Source organism: Agromyces sp. NPDC029043 (assembly GCF_055564615.1).
Window position 1 is genome coordinate 34,344 of sequence record NZ_JBVHVX010000015.1, and the last position, 21,685, is coordinate 56,028.

Genomic DNA, 21,685 nt, shown 5'->3' on the forward strand with positions numbered 1-21,685 from the left:
GTCAGGGTCCCTTCGTCCGTTCGGGTGCCGGTTCGGTGGTGTCGGCGGGGGCGGGGTCGGCGGCATCGGAGGGCGCGCCCGTGGCGGCCGGGGAGCCCGCGGGCTTGCGCACCTGCTTGACGAACCCGACGATCTGCGCCAGGTCGCGCCGGTAGGCGGGGATGGCGAGGCAGGCGGCGAGCGGCACGACCCCCGCGACCACCCCGAGCGACAGCTGCACGATCGCGGGCAGCCCGGCGGTCGCGAGCTGCACGCCGTACGCGGCGCCGAAGCACAGCGGCGCGAGCACGACGGGCCGTGCGATGGGCCGGATGATGTCGCCGACGCGCACGAAGGTGCCGACCGTGGCGAAGTAGAAGCCGGGGATGAGCAGCAGCAGCGTGAGCACGCCGTAGACGAGCGCGAGCCCTTCCACTCCGGCCCACCAGATGCCGAGCACGTAGCCGCCGATCACCATTGGGCGCGTCACGAGGTAGTACACGAGCTGCCGATGCGCGCGGCCGAGCGTGATGTACAGCCAGCCGAGCACGCTGCCGATCGACTGTGCGACGCCCGCGATGGCGAGCAGGCTGAAGAGCGTCGCCGCCTGCTCCCACCCCGGTCCGAGCAGGATGGCGATGAGCGGCGCCGACACCGCAGCGGCGACCGCATACACCGGGATCGTGAGGTACCCGATGACCATGAGGGCGCCGCTCACGTAGCGCCGGTACCGTTCGCCGTCGTCCTGCAGCTTGCTGAGCACGGGCAGCGCGACCCGGCCGAGCGTGCCGTTCAGCTGCTGCATGGGCAGCAGGTAGAGCGCGTACGCGCGCGAGTACTGGCCGAGCGTCGCCGGACCGAGCTGCGCGCCGATGATGACGTTGTCGGCGTTCTTCGCGGCGTAGTTCAGGAGCTGGACGCCGAAGATGCTGCCGCCGGTGGTGACGAGCGGGAGCACCTCCTTCGCGATGTGCGGGCGGCCGAAGCGGGGGCGGGACGCCACCCAGAGAGCGACGAGCCGGTAGAGCTGCCCGGCGGCGTTCATGGCCACGAGCGACCAGACGCCCCATCCGAGGAGTGCGGTGCCGATGCCGACGGCGACGCCGCAGAGCATCGACACGACGTCGATGCTCGCGAGCGTGCCGAACCGCAGGTCGCGCTGCACGCGGGCCTGCATGGGCATCGCGAGCCCGTTGATCAGGAGGATCGGCGCGATCGCGAGGGTCAGCACGACGAGGCGTTCCTCGTCGTAGATCCAGGCGATCAGCGGCGCGCTCGCGGCGATCAGGCCCATGAGCCCGAGGCCGAGGGCGACGGAGAGCCACATGACGCTCATCCACATCCGCTCGCTGAGCTTCTTCGCCTGGATGATCGCGCCCGTGAGCCCGAAGTCGCGCACGAGGTCGGCGACGCCGACGATCGCGGTGACCATCGCGACGAGGCCGAAGTCGGCCGGCGAGAGCAGTCGGGCGAGCACCACCGTCGAGGCGACCTGGATGAGCGTCTTGCCGCCGAACCCGCCCATGGTGACGAACACGCCTCGCGACGAGGTGTGCGCGAGGCGGTCGGGCGCGGCGTGGTTCACGCCGTCGTCCTGGCGTCGTCGCGTGCCCATACCGCCTCCTTCCGTTCGTCGATCTGGCGGATGGCGCGGAGCTTCGGGATCGTCGAGGTGACGCAGTACACGGCGAACGCGGGCCACAGCGCGGGGCGTCGGGCGACGCGCTCGACGAGGTTCGACGCGCGGTCGCCCGACGGGGCGAGGTCGGGCGCGCGCTCGTCGGCACCGGCCAGCTCGAGGTTGCCGCGCGCGATCCGCGTCGTGCGCCGCAGGTGCGCGCCGATGGTGCGGGCGCTCGGCACCGTGAACGCGTGCCCGTCGAGCGTGGCCCGCTCCCCCGGCTCGAACAACAGCTGCACGAACCGGTCGTCGGCGATCACGTCGGGCCACTCGCGGAACCGCGACCGTCCCTCGGCCGAGAGCGCGACGACGCCCGAGCCGATGTGGCCCTGCTGGCGGTAGTCGGTGAGCTCCCAGATCCGGTAGTGCGCGCGGACCGGCCACGACGCGCGCGACGTGTCGACCTCCAGCCGCGGCGAGGCGACGAGCGGTCCGCCGGGCGTCTCGAGCAGGTCGGCGAGCGCGAGCAGCGCGTCGGCCGAGATCCGCACGTCGGCGTCGACGTAGGCGCGCGGGAACGCGGACGCCGCGCGGTCGCCGGCCCGGAGCGCGGCGATCTTCGAGGCCTCGGGGATCTCGATGACTCGCACGCGGCGGCCGAACCCGCGGGCGACCGCGGCCGTCGCGTCGCGACATCCGTTGGCCACCACCACGATCTCGAGCCCGGCCGAGCGTGCGTCGCCCACGAGGTCGGAGAGCAGCCCGCCGATCACCGCCGCCTCGTCGTGCGCCGGGATCACCACCGAGAGCCGGGCGGTCACGTCACGGCCTCCGGTTCGGGCTCGCGCTCGGCGACGGCCTCGCCGGTCACCCGCTCGCGCCGCGGCGCCTCGGTGAGCAGCCACGCCCCCGCCGCGAGCAGCATGCCGTGGATGAAGAACGTCTGGAAGAACCCGAACGCGTCGTAGAAGAAGATCGCGGCGATGTAGCCCGCGATCGACACCGCGAGCGCGATGGCGAGGTTCGCGTGACGACGCTCGGCCGCGCGCGCGAACGCGAAGTGCAGCAGCATGATCGGCGGGACGAGCAGGAACGCGGCAAGCCCGATGACGCCGAGCGCGCCGGTCTCCATGAGCGTGCCGAGGAACTGGTTGTCGAGGATGAACGCATTGCGCTCCTCGCCGATCACGATGCGGCTGCCGTAGCCCTGGCCGAAGAACGGCGACTGCTCGACCTCCTCCATCGCGGGCCCGAGGTCGGCCAATCGTCCGGCGCCCGTGAACCCGGCCGAGGAGTACTGCGATTCGATGAGCGAATCGAGGTCGAGGAACGAGAGCACCATCTCCTCGAACACCTTCGGCACGACCACGGCCGCGAGCATCACCACCGGGAACGCGAGCGCGAACAGCGCGCCCGCGACCCGCGGGGTGAAGATCAGCGCGACGAGGAACATGACGCCGAGCACGACGACGGCCGTCCGCGAGATCGCCGAGAGGATGCCGCCGAACAGCAGCACGGTCGCGCCCGCGTACACGATGGTGCGGTTGTACGGGTTCCTCGGCCATCCGGCGTACTTGGCCAGGTAGATCGCGATGGGGATCAGCAGGCACAGCGCGACCGCGAGGGCGATCGGATGCTGCGCCGAGCCGAACGCGCGGGCGACGCCCGCACGGCTGACGTCGCCCGCCTCGCGCAGCAGCTGGAACGGCAGGAAATTGGCGAGCATGAGGAACACGTTCATGCGCGTGAACCGCTCGTACACGGCGAACACCGAGACGACCGCGCCCGCCCAGGTGATGAAGGTGAGCAGCAGCATGACGTCGCGTTCGGAGCGGAACAGCTGCCGGAAGCAGAGGAACACCGTGAGCATGAGCAGCAGCTGCGTGATGCCGCCGACCGAGGTCTCGATGAGCGCGTCGTTGGCGAGCTGCGTGGAGTTGACCACGAACGAGACGAGCACGGTCGCCACGAAGATGCCGATCGGCCAGCCGAACGCGATCGGCCGCCAGCGCACCTCGGGCTTGAGCAGCAGCGCGACCACGAGCGAGACGATCACGATGGCCAGCACGAGCCGGTAGGGCTCGAGCTGGAACGGCAGCGGGATCGGGATGGCGTACCGCCGGGCGGGCACGAACATGATCACGGCGGCGAGGCCGATGATCATCGCGCTCCAGGTGAACACGACGCGTCGGAAGATCACGAGGAGCGCGATCGTGGCGAGCACGGCCGCGGCGATGAGCGGCGGGAGCAGCGCGACCGCCGTGACGGCGGCGGCCGCGAGCACGAGTGCGGCGATGACGATCCGGCGACGGCTCACCCCGTCGGCCCGCCCGTCGCCCCGGTCGGTGCCGGGTGCGACGGACGGACCGCCGGTGGGGGCGGAGCGGTCGGCGGCGACGTCGATCACGGCGTCGGCGCGGGTCATGGCGCGGGCTCAGTCCCTGCGGCCGGCGCCCACGAGCCGATGGTCGTCGGCGTCGGTGGTGTCGTCGGCGTCGGGCACGGCGGATGCCGCGGGCTGGTCGTCCGGCACGGTGTCGGCCGACTCGGCCTCCCGCCGGCCGCGTCGCGGCGTGCCATCCGTCTGCTTCCTGGCCTTGCGCTTGGCACGGTCGGCGCGGATGCCGGCGATGATGAACGCGAGCGCGACGAAGGACAGGAACACGGCCACGCCCGTGACGACCACGGGGATCGCCGGGTTGCTCGTCTCCGCCTCGACGGCCTTGCCCTCCTTGAGCACCTCGAGCATCACGCGGTTCTCCTCGGCGATCTGCTTGGCGGCCTGCTCATCGGTGACGTAGGTGAGGAATGCGGCGGTGGCGGCGGCCGAGATCTGCTCGGCGCGCGCCTCGGTCGCACCGGTGCCGACGATCTCGAGCACGGGGAGCTTGAGCGATCCGGGGAACCGCTCGTCGCCCGCAGGCTGCGTGGTGCGGCGGATGGCGGTGATCGACTCGGTGTCGTCGTCGAGCGCGCCGACCTCGGTTTCGACGGCGTCGCGGATGCGGGCGCCCGTGACGATGTAGGCGTAGATCTGCGCCGACTGCGACAGGTCGAGCGGTTCGGGCGCCGTGACGCCCTCCTGGATCTCGCGGCCCGGCACCTGCGACTGGTAGAGCGTGTCGCTCGGGCTGGTGACGAGCACCGTCGTGCCCGCGGAGAACGATCGCACCGCGCGCGACTCGACCTGCCCGTTCACGACCGCGAAGCCGGCGAAGAAGCCGGCGACGATCGCGACCAGCAGCCCGAAGGCGAGCAGCCACTTGTAGTTCCACAACACCTGCAGGTACTTCGGAGTCTCCATGTCGTCCCCCTGGATTCCCATCGGCCGGCTGTGGTGCGAGCCGGGCATCGGTGAGCGCCCCCGTTCCGATCGCTCGGTCCCGGTGCGCCGTCGACATCACGAGAAGGAGAAGCTCCGTCGAACCCCATCGTGGGACCGTCGTGTTAACTCCGGCCCCGGCGGATGTTGCGTGACTGTTAACTCTGCGCGTCAAAGGCCGCCGCAAGTTGTATCGGCCGACCCGGTCGCTCGAAGGTGGAGAGGACACATCCTGCGTCTGGGGGTCGCATGGCTTCGATGGCACCGACGAGGGACGGCGAGCGGATCTCGATCCTGTACAGCTTCCCGCACGTGTTCGGCGCGCCCGGGATCGGCTGGACGGCGTGGAACCAGGTGAACGAGCTCGTCCGCGCGGGGCACGACGTGCACCTCGTGACGACGAGCGTCGCACGCCCGGTCGAGGGCCTCGCCTCCCTCGAGACCACGCTCACGGTCGCCGGCCGCCGGGTTCCGCACCGCGCGCTCGGCCGCGATCGCGCGCTCGCGTGGCACGACAGCCGTGCGGCTCGCGCGGTGGTGCGCCGTTCCCCCGAGGTGGTGCACGTGTGGCCGCTGGCGGCGACGCGCACGATCGCCGAGGCGAGCCGACGCGGCATCCGCTCGTATCGCGAGGTGCCGAACACGCACACGGCCAACGCCTACGAGGTCGTCGCGCGTGAGAGCGCGCGGCTCGGGCTGACGCCGCGCGCCGGCGCGTCGCACGCCGCCGATCCGGTGCGGCTCGCCACCGAGGAACGCGAGTGGGCGACCGCGACGGCGCTGCTCGTGCCGTCCGATGCGGTCGCGGCGACGTTCCTCGAGCGCGGGTTCGACCCGGCCCGGCTGCGTCGCCACCGCTACGGGTGCACGCCCGATTCGGCCGTCGAGCGCCCGCCGCGCGAGCGGGGCGCGGGGCTCACGGCCGTGTTCCTCGGCCGGGTCGAGCCGCGCAAGGGCCTGCACCACGCGCTCGACGCGTGGCTGGCCTCGACCGCGAGCGACTCGGGGCGCCTGCTCGTGTTCGGCGCGATCGACGAGGACTACCGGGCCGTGCTCGCCGATTGTCTGGCGCACCCGAGCGTCGAGCTGCGCGGCGTCACGGCGTCGCCGATGGCCGAGCTCGCGAGCGCCGACGTGCTGCTGCTGCCGAGCCTCGAGGAGGGCAGTGCGCTCGTCACGTACGAGGCGCAGGTCGCCGGATGCGTGCCGCTGGTGTCGACCGCGGCGGGCGCGCTGCTCGAGCACGACGTGCACGGGCTGGTTCACGAGCCCGGCGACGTGGCGACGCTCACGGCGCAACTCGACCTGCTGGCATCGGATGCCGCGACGCTCGAGCGGCTCCGGGCGGCGGCGCTCGCGCACGCGCCCGAGCTGAGCTGGGCGGCCGCCGCGCGCAGCCTGGTCGATGCGTACACCCGGGCGGCGCCCGCGGCCGCGGCGACCACCTCGGTCGACGAAGGAGACGGAGCGGTGCGTGCCGACGCCGCATGAGCTCACGGTGATCGTCTGCACGCGCAACCGCGCGCGGATGCTGGCGGACGCGCTCGAGTCGATCACGGCCGCGGTGCCCGAGGGCGTCGAGGTGCTCGTGGTCGACTCCGCATCCGACACCGGTGAGACCCGCGAGGTCGCCGAAGCGGCCGGCGTAGGCTACGTGCGCAGCGACGTGAAGGGGCTCTCGATCGCGCGGAACCTCGGCTTGGAGACGAGCACCCGCCCGATCGTGCTCTACACCGACGACGACTGCGTCGCGGTCGAGGGCTGGATCACGCCCGTGCTGGCCGGCTTCGACGACCCCGACGTGGGTGCCGTCACGGGCCGGATGCTCGACCACACGCTCGTCGGCGGCGATGCGACGCCCGCGCCGGCGCGCCGGTACGCGCGCACGCTCGAGGGCCTCGACGCCGGGCACGGCGCCGTGATGGCGTTCCGCCGCGACCTCGTCCTCGAGCTCGGCGGCTTCGACCCGGTGCTCGGCGCGGGGCGGCGGCTCGCGGGCGCCGAGGACCTCGACATGTTCTGCCGCGTGCTCGACGCGGGGCACGCGATCGTGCACGACCCGGCCTGCGTCATCCACCACATGAACACGCGCGTCGGCGACGATTACACCGCGCTGCACCTCGGCTACGGGCTCGGCCTCGGCGCCATGGCGGTCAAGATGGTGCGCCTGCGGCTCGGGGTCGGCATCGCGATGCTCGCCGTGCTGGTCAAGCGCACGATCGGGCGCGCGGTGCGGCACCGCCGCGACCCGCGCAAGGGCCGGGCCGACCGGGCGATGCTGCGCGGCATCGCCGAGGGCTTCCTCGCCGGGGCCCGCATACGACTGCAGGGAACGACGTTCATCGACGAGCATCCGCCCGCACCGACCCCGATCGGCGATCCCGCCGGTCGCGACACCGGGAGGACGCGATGACCCGACCGACGCCGACGGCCGAGCTGATCCGCACGCTCGACGAGAAGTACGTGGCGAACGCGATCGCCTTCGAGGCGATGGTCGCCGCGGCGACGCTCATCGTCGAGGGTGCGCCGCTGCGGGGCGCCGACGGCGCCATCGACCTCACCGGCATCCGCGACCGTATGGAGGCCGTGACCTGGCTCGTGCCGGCGATGCGGCAGCGGCTCGTGCCGACGCCGCTGCGCCTGACGACGCCCGCGTGGGTGCCCGTCGACGAGCTCGACATCGCCCGGCACGTGCACCTGCACCCCACGATCGAGCCCGACGACCCCGCGCACGTCGAGCTGCTCACGGGTCGCCTCGGCGGGCCGATGGACCCGGCCGCGCCGCTCTGGGACCTCCATGTCGTCGAGCTCGACTCGGGTCGCGTCGCGATCGTGGCGCGGTACCACCACGTGATCGGCGACGCGCTGTTCGGGATCCGGATCGGCGAGGTCGTCGCGGGCGCCGAACCCGCGCCCGAGCTGCCCGCGGTGACCGAGGCCGACCGCGCGGCGGTGGGCGTCGCGCCGCGCACCGGGTTCGGCATCCTCGCGATCGCGTGGCGCGCCTGGTGGGCCGAGCGCGACGGGCCCGCGGCCGCATGGCGCGAGTACTGGCGCAAGCCGTTCACCCGGCGGCTGCGCCGCTGGGGCGGTCGCGTCATCCGCCCGCTGAAGAATGCGGTGATCGCCCGCACCGGCGAGGCCGAGCGCGTGCTCGTGCCGCGGCACTCGCGCTACCTCGACCTCGAGCTGGTGCCGGCCACCAAGCTCGCGTATCGGCTGGGCGGCACGGTGCACGACCTGACGGTCGCGGCGACCCTGCGCGCGGCCGCCGCCGTCGAGCCCGACCGCGAGACGGTGTCGCTGCTCGTGCCGATCTCGCGGCGGGGGCGCGACGACGCGAACGTGCGCAACCACATCAGCATGGTGAAGGTGACGGTGCCGTCGGCGGCGCCCATTGAGGAACTCGTTCCGCTCGTGCGCGCGCAGGTGCAGGCGGCGGTCGAGGACCGCGACCGGCGCGACCTCGGCGAGCGCGACTGGAGCGGCTACGCGACCTTCATGACGTGGGGCCGCCAGCCACGGTTCTTCGGGCCGGCGCGCATCGAGACCGTCACCGGATGGCCCGCCGGCGACCCGCGCGACGACCTCGCGTGCCTGTCGTGCGCGTACGCCGATCGTCTGACCCTGGCGGTGACCACGCGCGCGACGACCGACATCGACCTCGTGATGGCGGCGATCGCCGAGGCGTTCACGGCGGCGCCGGTCGCGACGTCGGCGCCCGTCGCGGCGGCGGCGGGGTGATCCGGATGCCACGGCTCCCCAGCGTCGCGCAGTCGATGCTCGACCTCCGCACCTACCTCCACGCGCTGCGCCTCGCGCACTTCTCGAGCTACTCGCACGTGCGGCAGGTGCGCCGGCTCGACCTCGGCGAGGGCGTGTCGATGGCGCCGAACGTGTCGTTCCGCAACGCGGAGCGAATCCGGATCGGCGCGGGCACGCACGTCGGCGAGCACTCGGTGATCTGGGCGGGCAACTCGACCGGTCGCATCGTGATCGGCGAGAAGTGCCTCTTCGCCCCGAACGTGACGCTGACCGCGTCGAACTACGGCATCGTGCAGGGCGACGTGGCGATCATGGACCAGCCGAAGGACGAACGCGACATCGTGATCGGCGACGGAGCATGGCTCGGCGCGAACGTCGTCGTGCTCGCGGGCGTGACGGTCGGCGAGGGCGCGGTCGTGGCGGCGGGCGCGGTCGTCACGAAGGACGTGCCGCCGCAGGCGATCGTCGGCGGCGTGCCGGCGAGGGTCATCGGCGAGCGCCCGACGGCGAGCGCCGAGGCATCCGACGACCATGCGGCGGCCGACGCCCCCGACTCGACCGCGGAGGCCGCATGAGCACCCACCCCCTCGTCGTCGAGGCCGAACCCGCGTTCCGCACGGCGCACGCGAACCCCTACAACGCGCGGCTCGCGACGAGCCTGATCGCCGAGGGCTGCACCGTGCGCGACCTCAGCTACCTGCGGCTGTTCACGCGCCGCGTCGACGTCGTGCACCTGCACTGGCCCGAGCTGACCTTCCTCACGGGCCGCCGATGGCGAGTGACCGCGCGGCTGCTGCTCTTCAGTGCGGCGCTGCGGATGGCACGACTCCGCCACCGCACGAAGCTCGTGTGGACGGTGCACAACGTCGCCTCCCACGAGCAGCGCTCCACGCCGGCGCTCCGGGCGCGGCTGCGGCGCCTGCTCGTCGAGGAGGTCGACGGCCTGCTCTCGCTCACCGAGGGCGGGCTCGACGCCGCGCGGGCCGCGTACCCCGAGCTCGCCGCGACGCCTGGCGCGGTGACGCCGCACGGTGACTACCGGGGCGACTACGACTTCTCGACGTCGCGCGCCGAGGCGCGGGTCGAGCGCGGCCTCGACCCCGACGCGACGGTGATCGCTTCGGTCGGCCTGATCCGCGCGTACAAGAACGTGCCGGGCCTCGTGCGCACGGTCGCGGCCTCTGGTGACCCGTCGCTGCGGCTGGTGGTCGCCGGCAAGCCCGCGTCGGCGGCACTGGCTGAGGAGATCCGCGCGGCGGCCGCGGGCGACCCGCGCATCGTGCTCGACCTGGCGTTCCAGTCCGACGCGGCGATCGCATCGTGGCTACGGGCAGCCGACGTCGTCGCGCTGCCGTACCGCGCGATCCAGAACTCGGGCTCGGCGATCCTCGCCCTCTCCGCCGACCGCCCGGTCGTGGTGCCGGCGCTCGGCGCGATGCGCGAGCTGCAGGAGCTCGTCGGCTCCGACTGGGTGCGCTGCTACGACGGCGAGTTCGACGCCGACGTACTCACGCGCGCCGTCGCCTGGGCGCGCGAGCCCCGCCCCGAGCGCGCCCCGCTCGACCGGCTCGACTGGGGCGACATCGCCCGTTCGACCATCGCGTTCTACGACCTCCTGCGCGCCAAGTCGCCCGCCACGTCGTCGGAGCGCGCCGCCATCCCCCTCCAGGAGCCCGCACCCTACTAACCTCGAGGAGCCGCCATGACCATCGCCCGAACCGAAGGTCGCCGCCCCACCCGTCACCACCTGCGAATCGCCGTCGCGGCAGCCGCGATCGCGGTGCTCGGCACGTCCGCCCTCGCCGCGGCGCCGGCCGCGGCATCCGTCTCGCTGCCCGCCGGCACGTACAACCTGAGCCTCACGGATGCCACGGCGAGCGCCGCCGCGATCGAGGCGTACGACCTCGAACCGACGCGACAGTACGACTCGGTGATCACCGGGTTCACGGCGAAGCTGACCGCCGAGCAGGCGACCGCCCTCGCTGCCGACCCGGCCGTGCTGGGCATCACGGCCGACCGCGTCGTGCAGGCGCTCGCGCAGACCGTGCCGCCCGCGGTCGGAACGGCCGAGGCCGACGAGGCGCCCGTGAACGCGGGCTCGGGCAAGGCGTGGAGCGGCCCGTCGGTCGGCATCCTCGACTCGGGCGTGAGCACGCACACCGACCTCAACCTCAGGTCGGCCGTCAACTGCTTCCCGACCGGCGACGGCGCCGACGTCGACGGGCACGGCACGGGCGTGGCCGGCGTGCTCGGCGCGATCGACAACGGCAGCGGCATCCTCGGTATCGCGCCGGGCGTGCCCATCCACTCGGTGCGCGTGCTCGACGGCAGCCTGCGCGGCACCGTGCAGACGCTGCTGTGCGGCCTCGAATGGATCTCGGAGAACGCCGACCGCTACGACATCGCGGCGGTCAACATGAGCATCTCGTACACCGGCGCCGACGACGGCAACTGCGGCCTGTCGAACAACGACACCGTGCACCAGGCGATCTGCTCGCTCACGCGCGACGGCGTCACGGTGGTGGGCGGTGCCGGGAACTCGGCGAAGGACCTCGCGACCACCTCGCCCGCGAACTACGACGAGGTCATCGCGGTGACCAACATGGCCGACTTCGACGGTCGCCCCGGCGGCCTCGGGACGGCGCCCTGCAGCGTGACGACGAAGGATGACGCGTACGCCGTCTCATCGAACTTCGCGGTGAGCGCCGCCGACCAGGCGCACACCGTCGCGGCGCCGGGCGTCTGCCCGTACACGACGAAGCTCGGCAACCGGTACGGCTACGTCGCGACCGGCACGAGCATGGCGACCCCCGTCGCGACGGGCGTGGTGCTGAACTGCCACCGCTACGGGCCGTGCACCGGCAAGCCGGCCGCCGACGTCCGGTCGACCGTGCGCGCCCAGGCGCAGGCGGCGGCCGCGCGCGGCCACGTCTTCGCTGGCGACCCGACGAAGCCGGTCCCCGGACGGTACTTCGGCTACCTGGTCTCGACGGTGCCGACGGGTTCGACGCCGACGCCGACGCCCACTCCGACGCCTACTCCTACGCCGACGCCCACTCCCACGCCGACGCCGACCCCCACTCCCACTCCCACGCCCACCCCCGACACGACCGCTCCGACGGTCGCGATCACGTCGCCGGCGTCGGGCAGCACGGTCTCGGGTGCCTCGGTCGTCGTGCTCGTGAGCGCGACCGACAACGTCGGCGTGAGCTCGGTCGCGATCTGGTCAGGCACGACCCGCCTGGGCAACGCGGGGAAGCAGGCGGATGGCTCGTGGCGTGCGGTCTTCGACTCGCGCGACTACCCCAACGGCACCTACCCCGTCGTCGCCCGCGCGACCGACGTCGCCGGTAACACCGGCACGAGTTCAACGGTGACCCTCACCGTCCGCAACTGATCGGGATATTGCCGTTAGTCCGGTAGGACGCGAAGCGCGCGTACCCGACCCCCACGCGCTGCCCGGGAAGTAGAGGAGCACCTGAAGCATGCCTTCGATGTGCGCTGTGAGTAGACCTCCGCGAGAGAACTTCGCCGGTACCTCGTGACTCCTTCGCTTGACCCGACTGGGAAGGGCAGGGCACGCTGGGCCACGAGATCAAGGCCCGCAGTGGACTCTTTCCTCGATCGCCTGCGAGGACCGCATCAACCAGTGACCGCCGTCCCAGAAGCACCGTGCATCGGGCAAACCCGCGGAAGGCCGAAAGCAGGTTGCTTCGATCCCGTAGTACGGTGCTTCCGTTGTTCGAGTTCGAACAGTTCGCGAGGCTCGAAGCAATGACATCGCTGGAGGAAACGTGAAGAAGGTGCTCGGCTTCTGGGAACGACGCTCCCGGCGCCGCGACACAACCCCGGGCGAGCTTGCCGGCCAACTTCTCGTCGAAGAGTACACGAGCGTGCGTGCGGAAGCGGTCCAGTCCTTCCAGAACGCGCAGTCGATAATCCAATGGAGTCTTGCAACCTACGGCGTGCTATTTGGTGCCGGTCTCGTCGCTCTTGGAGGTGACATCGCGGGCCCATCTGAACCCTTCGTCGTGTATTCCGCTCTGTTGATATTCACGCTCCTCCTGCCTGGTCTAGTCGCCGCCGCCACGTGGCAGTGGCTAGGCGAGATTACGCGGATGGAGCGAACGGGGGTGTTCCTGCGTGGACTCGAAAACAAACTGCGCGACCATGGGCAACCCCACGCCACTAACGAGGGATTGGCACCGCTGCACTGGGAGACATTTCTTGCTGGTTCGCAAGGCCAGGGCCGTAAACGGCTTGCCCCGTATGTGGGAACGGCGTTGATGTTCGGTGGCTCATTTGTGGCATCGCTCATCTTCGCAATGGTCTGGTACTGGTCTTACGCGGGCGACTTGGGATGGAGCTTCCCGGGTGTCCTTTGGGTGGTTGCCGTGATCGTCTGGTTCATCTTGTTTGCGTGGGTCTCCATCGTGATGGGCGTAGCCGTCTTGAAACTCGGAGGGCAGAGATACAACTTCGACACGGGCACGTTGGAGAAGACCCACTGATTGGAAGCCGGGATCTTGTGCCACTTGTTCTAGGGGAAGACCAGTACTCGCGAAGGGCCGTATCGAGACCTTTGGGCGAAGCTTGGAATGGCTGCCTAGATGAAGCCGTCGTAGGTGCGGCGGACGACGCTCGAGTACACCCAGTCGATGAGCGTGATGTAGTCCCACACCGGCAGCCCCGTCGCATCCTGAATTTGCTTGGCGTAGGGCGGCATGTCGCTGCACTCGAGCAGCAGGGCGCCGATCTCGGGATGCTCCTTCACGAGCTGCACGGCCGCGCCCACGACCTCGTCGCGCACCTGCTCGAGGTCCATCCAGCCCTGATCTTCAAGGATTGCCGCGCGGAACCCGGGGCTGTGCTCCATCCCCGCCACCACGATGGGCGCCTCCTCACGGATTCCGACGGCTTCCAGCATCCGCTGGTCGAGGCTGCTCTCCTTGGCACAGAGGATGCCGAGCCGCTGCTGCGGCTGCAGCGCACCCAGCAGCATCGGCACCTGGCACAGGCTGGAGAGGAACACGGGAACCGGCAGCGCCTCGGCGAGCTCACGCTGGAAGCGGGCGAAGTAGCCGCAGGCGCCGATGATCGCGCGGCACCCGTCGTGCACGAGCTCTCGGGCGGCGGCAAGGATGGGTTCGAGCAGCGTCGGATCGCCGCCGATGAGTCGCGGGCTGTCGGCGCCCTCGACCACCTTGTACCGGACCGGGTAGCTGTACGTCGACGCGTTCGCGACGTTTCCGGGGATGATCGGGTACCCGGTGTTCAGTAGCAGGATCCCGACGGCGTGCCCGCCCATCATCTGAGCGGCAGGCTGGTGGATGATCGTGCCCATACGTCCCCCTACCGCACGTCGAGCGTTCGGCAATCGAACTCACCGTACAACGGGTCATCACGCCGACGGATGGCACCGAGCCCGCGATGTTCGACGTCCGCGGCTTCCCCGCCGTACCATGGCGCCTGAGGGGAGGCGGACGATGGCCGATCCTGTGGGCGACATCATCGGGGACTATCGGGCGTTCACGGCGCAGCAGCGTGACCGCCTGCTCACCCGAGGCATCGACATCGCACCGTACGAGCTGGGGCACCTCGCCTTCCGCGTGCCGGAGTGGGACCAGTACGTGCACGTTCGGACCCTGCTGGAGCGGCACGCGATCGCCAACACGGAGGGCGTCTGGAACGGCCGTCCGATGTCCATGCTCCTTCTCGCCGAGCCGCTCCGCGTTCTCGACGGCAAGGTGATCCCGCTCATCGAGCTCATCCCGCCTGTGCACCAGCGCGTGTACAAGATGGGCATGGAGCACTTCGGCGTCGTCGTCGGCGACGAGGTCGACGAGTTCTCCCGCCGGCACCGGGAGGTGCTGACGGGCCAGCAGTTCCAGAACCAGTGGAACGAGCCGTACTACATCCTGTTCGAGGACTTCACCCACGTGAAGTTCCATCGCCGCGCGCTGCGTGAGGTGATCGAGTTGCAGGGCGGGACGTTCGACGGAATCCAGCACGTCGACGGCTGGGTGCCGCAGCGGCTGGTCACGGCGACCGGGCCGAACCCGCTGCCGCGTTGAGCGGAGCGTCGCAGGCGCTTCAGACGAGGCCGAGCCGGGCTCGCACCGCGTCGAGGAACGCGCGAACATCCAAGCTGCCGTACCCGCGGTCGGCACTGCCGAAGACGTTGAAATCCTGAGAATGATCGATCAGCAGCTGCCTAATCTCGTCGTGGGTGAAGGCGGCGTGCTGTCCGCCTCCCAACGCCGCCTTCTGCCCCATCGAGAGCGCGAGCGCGACCGCGCCGGTGACGTGCGGCGCTGCGAAGCTGGTTCCGTCGCGGGCGTCGGGCATCGTGCCGTCGTCGGTGCCCGCGCGCGCTGCGGCGATCTGCACACCGGGCGCGACGAGATCGGGTTTGATGACACCGTTCGCGTTGGGTCCGCGAGAGCTGCGGTCGTACAGTTCCTTCCCCTCCCGGGGCGTGATGGCGCCGACGGTGATCACCTCAGAACCGGTACCGGGGATGGTGATCGTGCACTCCTCGAAACTGTCGGCCTTGAACGCGAGGCGACGGTCGCGTTGATCCTCGAGCCAGGCATGGAAGACATCCCGGCCGCGGAAGCTCCTGGCGGTGATGAGCAGCTTCCATTCGCCGGGCTGGACGGCCTTCTTCTTTCCCGGCGCGACGGTGATCGACAGGCGCGCCTTTCGAGGGTTCGTGGTGGCGTACTGCTCATAGCTGGCGTTCAGCGTGTTCTGCGTCGACAGGTTCTCGGAGATCGGCGTGCCGACGGTCAGCATGCCGCTGAGATTCTTGTCGGGATCTTCGATCTGGAAGTCGTAGAGATTGTGCGTACCGAACCACAGCTCGATCTCGTCGGATGCGCCCTCGCGCGGGGCGTTCACCGGCGTGGAGTCCCAGCGGAGCGACTTCCTGCTCTGGTCGGCGATCTCGAAGCGTGCGTGTCGTCCGAGTCCGCCTTCGTTGCCGGCGGACTTCACGATGACCCGATTCGGTCGGTCCACGAATCGTGCGCACCGCCGCTCGACGACTGCGCTTCCGTCATGCGCACCTGCGTTCATGCCGTTCGAGATGTTGACCACGACCGGCAATCCGAGTTCTTCGGCGCGATCCTCGATGAGCTGGAGCGCGTTCAGGTGTCCCGCGGACGCGCCGATCGATTGGCCGCGCCGGTCGAAGCGAACGACGATCAGCCGCGCATCGGGCGCGATCCCGCCGCCGAACTTCGGCTGGTCGCCGAGGGCCCGCCCCGCGGCGATGCTGGCGACGCCGGTGCCGTGCTCGACCCCCGTCCGAAGCGCGGCCCGGTCGCCGTCGGCGAGCGCGTCGAAGTCGGTTCCGAGATACACGGCGCCGCCTTTCACGCCGAGCCGCGTCACGAGGTCCGCACCCTCCGCGGAAAACGTCCGTGCCGGGGCGTCGGCGGGTACTTCGGTGTCGCGCTGGTCCCAGTACAGGTCGATCCGGCTGTTCCCGGCACCATCGCGGAAGGCCCGATGGTAGGGGTCGATGCCGTCATCGATCAGGGCGATCAGCGCGTGCTCACCACGCTCATCGATGCCAGCACGGTCCAGCGGCACGCCGACGAACGGAAGGCTCACGCGGCACTCCGTCTGAAGTGCCGTCCCGCTCGCCGAGAGTGAGACGACGTCGCGGGTCCGCGCGAGCTCCCGCGCGGCCGACGGGTCCACGAGGACGCTCACCACGTCTCCATCGCGGGAGATCACTGACATACCCGCGATCGAGGGGATCTCGGTGGCGGCATCGACAAGGACAAGCAGGGCCGGCTGGGGAGCCGAGTCTGCGGAGAGGAGGACCGGATCGATGGTGCGGAGCGCCTCCTGCGCGCCGCAGATCCGACGCCACAGCTCCTGGGTCTGCGCGGCACCGCGCAAGGCCACGACAAGTGCTTCGACCGACGTTCCCAGCTTCGTCGCCATCGTCTTCCCCGAGGCATCCGTGCTCCTGATGGCCGCTCGATGCGTCGCGACCACTTTCCAACCCTGGTTGAGCACCGGAGCACCAGCGCTACCCGCGGAGGTGGCGAGGATGTAGCGGACGTCGTGTCCGTCGTTCGAAAGCAGCTGGCCGCCGACGTAGGACAACGACTTGGGTCCGAGGTAGGGATAGTGGATGGCCGCGATGGGTCCCGCGGCCGGCCGGCCCAGCTCGATCTGAAGGGGTTCGCGGTCGTCCATCCTCTTGGCGAGCCGCAGGATCATGAGGTCGATCGTGTAGTCCAGGAGCGCGATCTCGGCGGCGCCGACCACGGTGGCGGTGTCGCCATCGCGATCGCCATCGAACTCCACCGAGCATTCCGAGAGATCGACCTCCTCGAGTGCGAGCAGCTTCTTCGCCTCCTCGCCTCGATCTCCGAACGTCGCCAGGTGCGCAGGCGCGACCACGAGGTCCGGCGCGATGAGCCATCCGGTGCTGGCCGAACGGCTGAAGCGCACTCGCGCGACCGAGCGGGCCGCCTCCAGTCCGGAGGAGAGGAATGAGATCCCCACCATCTGCAACGCGTCGGGTTCGGGGAGATGCTGCAGCACGCCGGGAAGCGGCTGCCCCAGTTCGGCGAGGGCGGTGGAGATCGGCTCGGTGTCGTCCACGTCCCCACGCTCGACGATCATGCGCAGCAGCCATCCGAGCGCTTCGGAGTGGTCGTCGGCGTCGTCGCGAGCGAGCCGCCGCACCAGGTCGGGAAGCGGTTCGATGGTGCCGTCCGACCGCGACAACTGGTGGGCGAAGGGGGATCCCATCACGTACCTGTCCGCGTCCTTCGGGAGTACGGCGACGACGGATTCGAGTGTCTCATCGGAAAGTGCGGAACCCGATCGCACGGGCGCGGTCCTGGCCTCCGATGTGGCGTCGGATGTCGGGACATCCACCGGCATGATCACGCCGACGAGGTCCGCATCCAGGAGGCCACGCCGGTTGAGCGAGTCGATGACGGCACCGAGGTACTCCTCATCGGAAACGCGGTTCCGCCCCGGCTGCGCGTCGATCGCCTCGGCGTAGGCCGGACCATGTGCACGTAGGAAGTCGAGAGCGGCATCGACATCGGGGAATCGCGCGAGCAGCTGCCGTGTGACGCTCTTCACCCCGGTGGCTTCGAGGCCCGGCGTGAACGACTTCGACTGGCGTTGCATCGCTCCGATGTCGTCCCCAGGGGCGGTGAACGACGAGTCGGGGTATTCACCTTCGAAGGCCAGTGGATCCGGATCGGGAAGCTGACCGGCGAAGCGGAGGCCGAGCGAGACGACCCTCGGGTCGAGTGCGAGCTCCGAGACCGGAACCGCCCAGTTCTCCTTCCCGAACTGACCGGCGAAGTGGCAGCCCCACACGGCGCCGCTCGACAGGCTGACGAGGGCCGCCCCGGCAGCGCCGCCGAGCGTCGAACAGTCATGGGCGATCGACCAGTTGCCGCGCTCGCCGAACCGATCAGCCGAGTGCCCCAGCACTCGGCCGGGTGAGACGACCTTCTGTCCGGTCTCGAAGGGGCCGATGTCCTTCTGCCACTCGGGGTCGTTCCGCTGGTCATACGCGTAGAACCAGGCGACCGCCACCTCATCGCCGGCCGAGACTACGGCGGTCGCATCGAGACTGAGCGGCTCGATCACCGGCACACTGTCGAGCTCGAGCACGGCGAAATTGAGCACCGGATGCCGCAGGAGACATCCGACGATCCGATACTCCGGTCCCTCGCCGAGCAGCGCTCCCATCCGCAGGGCCGGGCGGTGGCGCACGATTCCGCCGGCGCCCGACGGCACGATGAGATCGGCGATGAATCCGGCGGTGATGACCAGACCGGGGCCCGCGAGGAATCCGGTTCCCACCCACTGCATGCTGGGGTGGTCGTCGAGTTCGATTCGCCCCGTCGCCGCGACGGCAGCCTCGATCTCTGGCCACCCGGTCTCGACCGCCGAGGTCAGCTCGTTCCCGCGCTGATCCCACGTGACACGGTTCCCGTCGTCGATGGGCAGGACCGGTCGTTCAGCGGGCCGGAGGATCAGCGCCATCGTCGTCAGCCGCTACGACTGGCCCGCATCGCGGCGGCGGCGCTCTCGACGATCGAGGTGCCGTCGGCCCCTCCGACGGATTCCTCGCCGCCCTCCGACCGCGTCGGTGCCGCATTCTCGAGCGCCGAGAGGATCTCGTCCTGCATCGTGGCGATGCTCTCGCGCTCACCCTGTTCGTCGGGGTACAGCAGTCGGAGGCCCCGGACATCGCCCTCGGACAGCGCCTGGCCGTCACCGTTCGGCGCGCACGGACTGGGCTCGGTCTTGTAGAACAGCGACGGGAACCGGTACAGCATCACGGAAGCGGGGTCGAAGGGCCCGATGACCAGGCTGGGGTCTTCTTCCGTCTTGAGGTTGTGGTCGACCTTGGCCCGATTCCAGAAGTTCGGGAAGCCGGCGAGATATGTGTAGATCCCCGGCCGTCGACCGTTGCTGTCCGCGATGAAGGCGCCGCGGTTGTCCTGCGTCGGCTGGTATCCGGGATCGTCGTCCCACCTGAAGGACACCTGGCAGGGGCCGCGCATGTTCTGGTGCGAATGGTGGAATCCCAAGGCGTGCAGGAACTCGTGCAGCGTCGTGCCGCGCCACGTCGCCGGACGCTGGACGGCGAACCCGCCCAGGTTCAGGCTGGCCTGGTGCGGCCGCCCGCCGACTCGGGAAGTGGGCGGGCCGATGCCGGTGTCGACGCTGTCGATCCCGACGAGCGAGAAGTACCCCTTTTTGTCGAAGCTCACGCGGATGTCGGCGGCGTGCTCGGTGTCGGACTCGGTCCACCTCCGGAAGTCGCCCTCCGCGGTCTCACCGAAGTCGAAGACGACACCGCAGGCATCGGTGACCTTCTGCAGCGTGGTCGCGATGTCGAGGTGCAGGTCGCTGTCGCCGTCGAGGAAGGCCACCTTGATGACCTTGCCGGGCAGCCATCGCCGGAGGTCGGAGACGACGAACTCGAGCCCGAGGTCGCCGCTGTACGAGAGCTCTTGCAGCTTCGCATTCCGAATCTCGACCGTGGCGGCCACATCGTCGGGGAGATCGTCGAAGAGGATGTCGCCGTCCTGCAGCTGGCTGAAGAAATCCATGACTCCCCCTCGAATCACGTGCGCCCCTATGGAGGAGCCTCGGCATCCACCCATCCCTCGACGAGGGTCCCGGGGCGCAACCGAACAATCGTCACCCCCGTCCTACTCCCATCGCCGGAAACTGACCAGTCCTCAGTTCAGGGGACGGGCGTCAGTAGAACAAACGTGAGGTGCATCTCAGGGAATTCTTGCCGGGCGGTTCGTCGGGGGTGTATGAAATAGCCACTGCACTCGGCCCCGAACGTATTCGGTCAGAGGAGCGAGCAGCAGGCCGGGTTTAACGGCAGTGCCGTCCTCTGGAAATGGCTCGGGCCTGACTGCGCCCGCACGAACTGGTATTTCCTGTGGAGCACCTCGATCAACCGATTCGAGCGAGCCGGATGGTGCCGCCGCCCGCGGACTGACGCCTACGACATTCGTTACAGGATCTACTGGCGTGGCTAGCTCCGGCCCCCGTGGTGAGTCGCCGTCGTAATCGGCATATAGAGATCTACTTCCAGATCCCCGCAAGGTAAGCGTCCGTCGGAATGGGGGTCCGCTCGTCGAACCACGCGGCGCCGAGGCTCGACATTCCGGCGTCGTACTGCCACGCTCCGGCGAGCGATGTGTTCGTCGTCGTCGCCTTGTTGTACGACGTGAAGCTGTTCGTCACCTCGCCCCACTTGGTGGTGTACATCGAGCCGAACACGTAGGAGTCGCGCGCGAACAGCTGCCCTGCCTCACCGGCGCCGTTGATCGCCTGGCCCATCTTGGGTTCGTAGGCGCCATCCGGCAGCGGGTATCGCACGCGGATGGCGAAGACCTGCGCCGCGAGGATGGAGTGCTCGATCGTGGCGAAGGGGGTACCGATCTCGGGGTCCTGCGACTTGGGTCCGCCGAGCTGGAGGGCGCTGTTGATGCCGCCGAAGATGGTGGTGTCCCGGACGGTGAGGCCGCGGTAGGCGCCGTTGCCGTACATCTGCAGGGCGTCGATGTGGTCCTCGGCGCCGCTCGGGCGGAACACGGGTGCGATGTAGCATCCTTCCCAGATCGAGTCGGTGATCATCGAATTGGTGCCGGCGGCGAAGCCCATGGGGTCGTTGATGTCGACCTTCGCGTCGGCCATTACGACCTCGTACGCGTTGCATTCCCGAGTGACGCCGTTGGACGACGTCATCCGGAATCCGTTGGAGACCTTCGAGTGCGCCCACGTGGTGCGGGAGCAGTCGGTGAGCATCACGGTGCGCCCGTTGATGCGTGCGAACGTCACGCCCTTGACGTTGGTGATGCGGGCGGAGTCGGCGATCGTGACAGACCCCCATCCGTTCTTCGGCGAGACGAGGACGTTCTTCGTCGCCGTACCGCGGCCGACGTTCTTGAGCACGGCCTGCGAGCCCGAGGAGGCGCCGAAGCCCGGGAGCTGCCCTGGTGCGATGCGGATGTGCACGCCCCTGCCGATGTCGGCGTCTGAGACGGCGGCGATGGCCTTGCCGATCGCGGCCCAGTCGCAGGGGACGTCGATCACCCTGCCGAACGTCGAGCCGAGCTTGGGCGTGTTGGCCGGCCAGTGCGTACCGTCGGGCCCGTACGCGCCGCTCGTCGTGGCGGTGCTCGTGGTCGTTGCCGCGGCCGCGGGTGCCGGCGCGGCCCCGCGTCGGAAGACGGGGTACAACGGATCGAGCGTGTCGCTGAGCAGGAGCGGCGCGGTGGCGACGGCGGCGGTGAGCAGCGTTCGTCGGGAGATGGGACTGGACATGTTCGGGTCCTCCGTGGATCCGTGGACGGTTCCGTTGCGCGTCCCCTTTTCGCGGCAGACGCGGGTCCACCGAGCGTCGATGCACGAAGGCCCCCTGTGCGACCGTCGCACGAATTCCCCCCGTGCGACCGTCCCACGGTAACCCGGGA

At 70.0% G+C, this 21,685-nt stretch carries 16 protein-coding genes; 8 read left to right on the forward strand and 8 right to left on the reverse strand.

All coding sequences use genetic code 11. From position 1 onward, the window contains the following. Window position 1: 1 nt before the first annotated feature. From ACZ4TW_RS16915 to ACZ4TW_RS16930, 4 genes are read right to left on the reverse strand one after another with little or no spacing between them, the layout of a single operon-like run. A complete protein-coding gene (locus ACZ4TW_RS16915) occupies window positions 2-1,594 on the reverse strand; it encodes a lipopolysaccharide biosynthesis protein (protein WP_465544474.1) in 1,593 nt (530 codons plus the stop codon). Next, window positions 1,561-2,421 carry a glycosyltransferase family 2 protein gene (locus ACZ4TW_RS16920; protein ID WP_465544475.1) on the reverse strand — a complete coding sequence of 287 codons (861 nt, stop codon included), beginning with the start codon at window positions 2,419-2,421 and terminating at the stop codon, window positions 1,561-1,563. The genes ACZ4TW_RS16915 and ACZ4TW_RS16920 overlap by 34 nt, the downstream gene beginning before the upstream one ends. Then, window positions 2,418-4,025, reverse strand: a complete 1,608-nt coding sequence (locus tag ACZ4TW_RS16925; RefSeq protein WP_465544477.1) for an O-antigen ligase family protein — start codon at window positions 4,023-4,025, stop codon at window positions 2,418-2,420. The genes ACZ4TW_RS16920 and ACZ4TW_RS16925 overlap by 4 nt, the downstream gene beginning before the upstream one ends. Window positions 4,026-4,034: 9 nt before the next feature. After that, the gene (locus ACZ4TW_RS16930; protein ID WP_465544479.1) at window positions 4,035-4,904 is read right to left on the reverse strand and encodes a hypothetical protein; all 870 of its coding nucleotides are present in this window, start codon (window positions 4,902-4,904) and stop codon (window positions 4,035-4,037) included. Between the two features lie 276 nt (window positions 4,905-5,180). Here ACZ4TW_RS16930 and ACZ4TW_RS16935 point away from each other — a divergent pair, with 276 nt between their 5' ends. From ACZ4TW_RS16935 to ACZ4TW_RS16965, 7 genes are all read left to right on the forward strand, one after another. Continuing rightward, complete coding sequence (locus ACZ4TW_RS16935) at window positions 5,181-6,413, forward strand: glycosyltransferase family 4 protein (protein WP_465544481.1); 1,233 nt, start codon at window positions 5,181-5,183, stop codon at window positions 6,411-6,413. After that, window positions 6,397-7,335 carry a glycosyltransferase family 2 protein gene (locus tag ACZ4TW_RS16940; RefSeq protein WP_465544483.1) on the forward strand — a complete coding sequence of 313 codons (939 nt, stop codon included), beginning with the start codon at window positions 6,397-6,399 and terminating at the stop codon, window positions 7,333-7,335. Before ACZ4TW_RS16935 ends, ACZ4TW_RS16940 begins: the two co-directional genes overlap by 17 nt. Next, entirely contained in the window at window positions 7,332-8,666 is a 1,335-nt protein-coding gene (locus ACZ4TW_RS16945; RefSeq protein WP_465544485.1) for a wax ester/triacylglycerol synthase domain-containing protein, read from the forward strand. Before ACZ4TW_RS16940 ends, ACZ4TW_RS16945 begins: the two co-directional genes overlap by 4 nt. 5 nt (window positions 8,667-8,671) lie before the next feature. Then, the gene (locus ACZ4TW_RS16950) at window positions 8,672-9,262 is read left to right on the forward strand and encodes an acyltransferase (protein ID WP_465544487.1); all 591 of its coding nucleotides are present in this window, start codon (window positions 8,672-8,674) and stop codon (window positions 9,260-9,262) included. Next, window positions 9,259-10,374, forward strand: coding sequence for a glycosyltransferase (locus tag ACZ4TW_RS16955; RefSeq protein ID WP_465544489.1), 1,116 nt, complete (start codon window positions 9,259-9,261; stop codon window positions 10,372-10,374). Before ACZ4TW_RS16950 ends, ACZ4TW_RS16955 begins: the two co-directional genes overlap by 4 nt. Before the next feature lie 15 nt (window positions 10,375-10,389). Then, window positions 10,390-12,084, forward strand: a complete 1,695-nt coding sequence (locus tag ACZ4TW_RS16960; RefSeq protein WP_465544491.1) for an Ig-like domain-containing protein — start codon at window positions 10,390-10,392, stop codon at window positions 12,082-12,084. A gap of 397 nt (window positions 12,085-12,481) precedes the next feature. Then, window positions 12,482-13,198, forward strand: a complete 717-nt coding sequence (locus tag ACZ4TW_RS16965; RefSeq protein ID WP_465544493.1) for a hypothetical protein — start codon at window positions 12,482-12,484, stop codon at window positions 13,196-13,198. Between the two features lie 95 nt (window positions 13,199-13,293). Here ACZ4TW_RS16965 and ACZ4TW_RS16970 read toward each other — a convergent pair whose 3' ends face one another. Beyond that, entirely contained in the window at window positions 13,294-14,031 is a 738-nt protein-coding gene (locus ACZ4TW_RS16970) for an aspartate/glutamate racemase family protein (protein WP_465544495.1), read from the reverse strand. 142 nt (window positions 14,032-14,173) lie between these two features. On the opposite strand from ACZ4TW_RS16970, the gene ACZ4TW_RS16975 reads away from it, so the two are divergent. Further along, complete coding sequence (locus ACZ4TW_RS16975; protein ID WP_465544497.1) at window positions 14,174-14,761, forward strand: VOC family protein; 588 nt, start codon at window positions 14,174-14,176, stop codon at window positions 14,759-14,761. A 19-nt stretch (window positions 14,762-14,780) separates the two neighbouring features. Here the strand turns inward: ACZ4TW_RS16975 and ACZ4TW_RS16980 are convergent, their stop codons facing one another. The 3 genes from ACZ4TW_RS16980 to ACZ4TW_RS16990 all read right to left on the reverse strand — a co-directional run bounded on the left by ACZ4TW_RS16980 (window position 14,781) and on the right by ACZ4TW_RS16990 (window position 21,536). Next, window positions 14,781-18,725, reverse strand: a complete 3,945-nt coding sequence (locus ACZ4TW_RS16980; protein ID WP_465544499.1) for a S8 family serine peptidase — start codon at window positions 18,723-18,725, stop codon at window positions 14,781-14,783. 5 nt (window positions 18,726-18,730) lie between these two features. Beyond that, window positions 18,731-19,801 (reverse strand): zinc metalloprotease, encoded by a 1,071-nt coding sequence (locus ACZ4TW_RS16985; protein ID WP_465544501.1) that lies wholly within the window; start codon window positions 19,799-19,801, stop codon window positions 18,731-18,733. A 490-nt stretch (window positions 19,802-20,291) separates the two neighbouring features. Further along, complete coding sequence (locus ACZ4TW_RS16990) at window positions 20,292-21,536, reverse strand: hypothetical protein (protein WP_465544503.1); 1,245 nt, start codon at window positions 21,534-21,536, stop codon at window positions 20,292-20,294. Between the last annotated feature and the right edge of the window lie 149 nt (window positions 21,537-21,685).

Excerpts from the sequence above, each read along its gene's own strand:
- ACZ4TW_RS16990 (WP_465544503.1), bottom strand. The coding sequence starts at position 21,536 with ATGTCCAGTCCCATCTCCCGACGAACGCTGCTCACCGCCGCCGTCGCC.
- ACZ4TW_RS16950 (WP_465544487.1), top strand. The coding sequence starts at position 8,672 with ATGCCACGGCTCCCCAGCGTCGCGCAGTCGATGCTCGACCTCCGCACC.
- ACZ4TW_RS16935 (WP_465544481.1), top strand. The coding sequence starts at position 5,181 with ATGGCACCGACGAGGGACGGCGAGCGGATCTCGATCCTGTACAGCTTC.
- ACZ4TW_RS16985 (WP_465544501.1), bottom strand. The coding sequence starts at position 19,801 with ATGGATTTCTTCAGCCAGCTGCAGGACGGCGACATCCTCTTCGACGAT.
- ACZ4TW_RS16930 (WP_465544479.1), bottom strand. The coding sequence starts at position 4,904 with ATGGAGACTCCGAAGTACCTGCAGGTGTTGTGGAACTACAAGTGGCTG.
- ACZ4TW_RS16980 (WP_465544499.1), bottom strand. The coding sequence starts at position 18,725 with ATGGCGCTGATCCTCCGGCCCGCTGAACGACCGGTCCTGCCCATCGAC.
- ACZ4TW_RS16955 (WP_465544489.1), top strand. The coding sequence starts at position 9,259 with ATGAGCACCCACCCCCTCGTCGTCGAGGCCGAACCCGCGTTCCGCACG.
- ACZ4TW_RS16915 (WP_465544474.1), bottom strand. The coding sequence starts at position 1,594 with ATGGGCACGCGACGACGCCAGGACGACGGCGTGAACCACGCCGCGCCC.
- ACZ4TW_RS16945 (WP_465544485.1), top strand. The coding sequence starts at position 7,332 with ATGACCCGACCGACGCCGACGGCCGAGCTGATCCGCACGCTCGACGAG.
- ACZ4TW_RS16975 (WP_465544497.1), top strand. The coding sequence starts at position 14,174 with ATGGCCGATCCTGTGGGCGACATCATCGGGGACTATCGGGCGTTCACG.
- ACZ4TW_RS16960 (WP_465544491.1), top strand. The coding sequence starts at position 10,390 with ATGACCATCGCCCGAACCGAAGGTCGCCGCCCCACCCGTCACCACCTG.
- ACZ4TW_RS16970 (WP_465544495.1), bottom strand. The coding sequence starts at position 14,031 with ATGGGCACGATCATCCACCAGCCTGCCGCTCAGATGATGGGCGGGCAC.
- ACZ4TW_RS16925 (WP_465544477.1), bottom strand. The coding sequence starts at position 4,025 with ATGACCCGCGCCGACGCCGTGATCGACGTCGCCGCCGACCGCTCCGCC.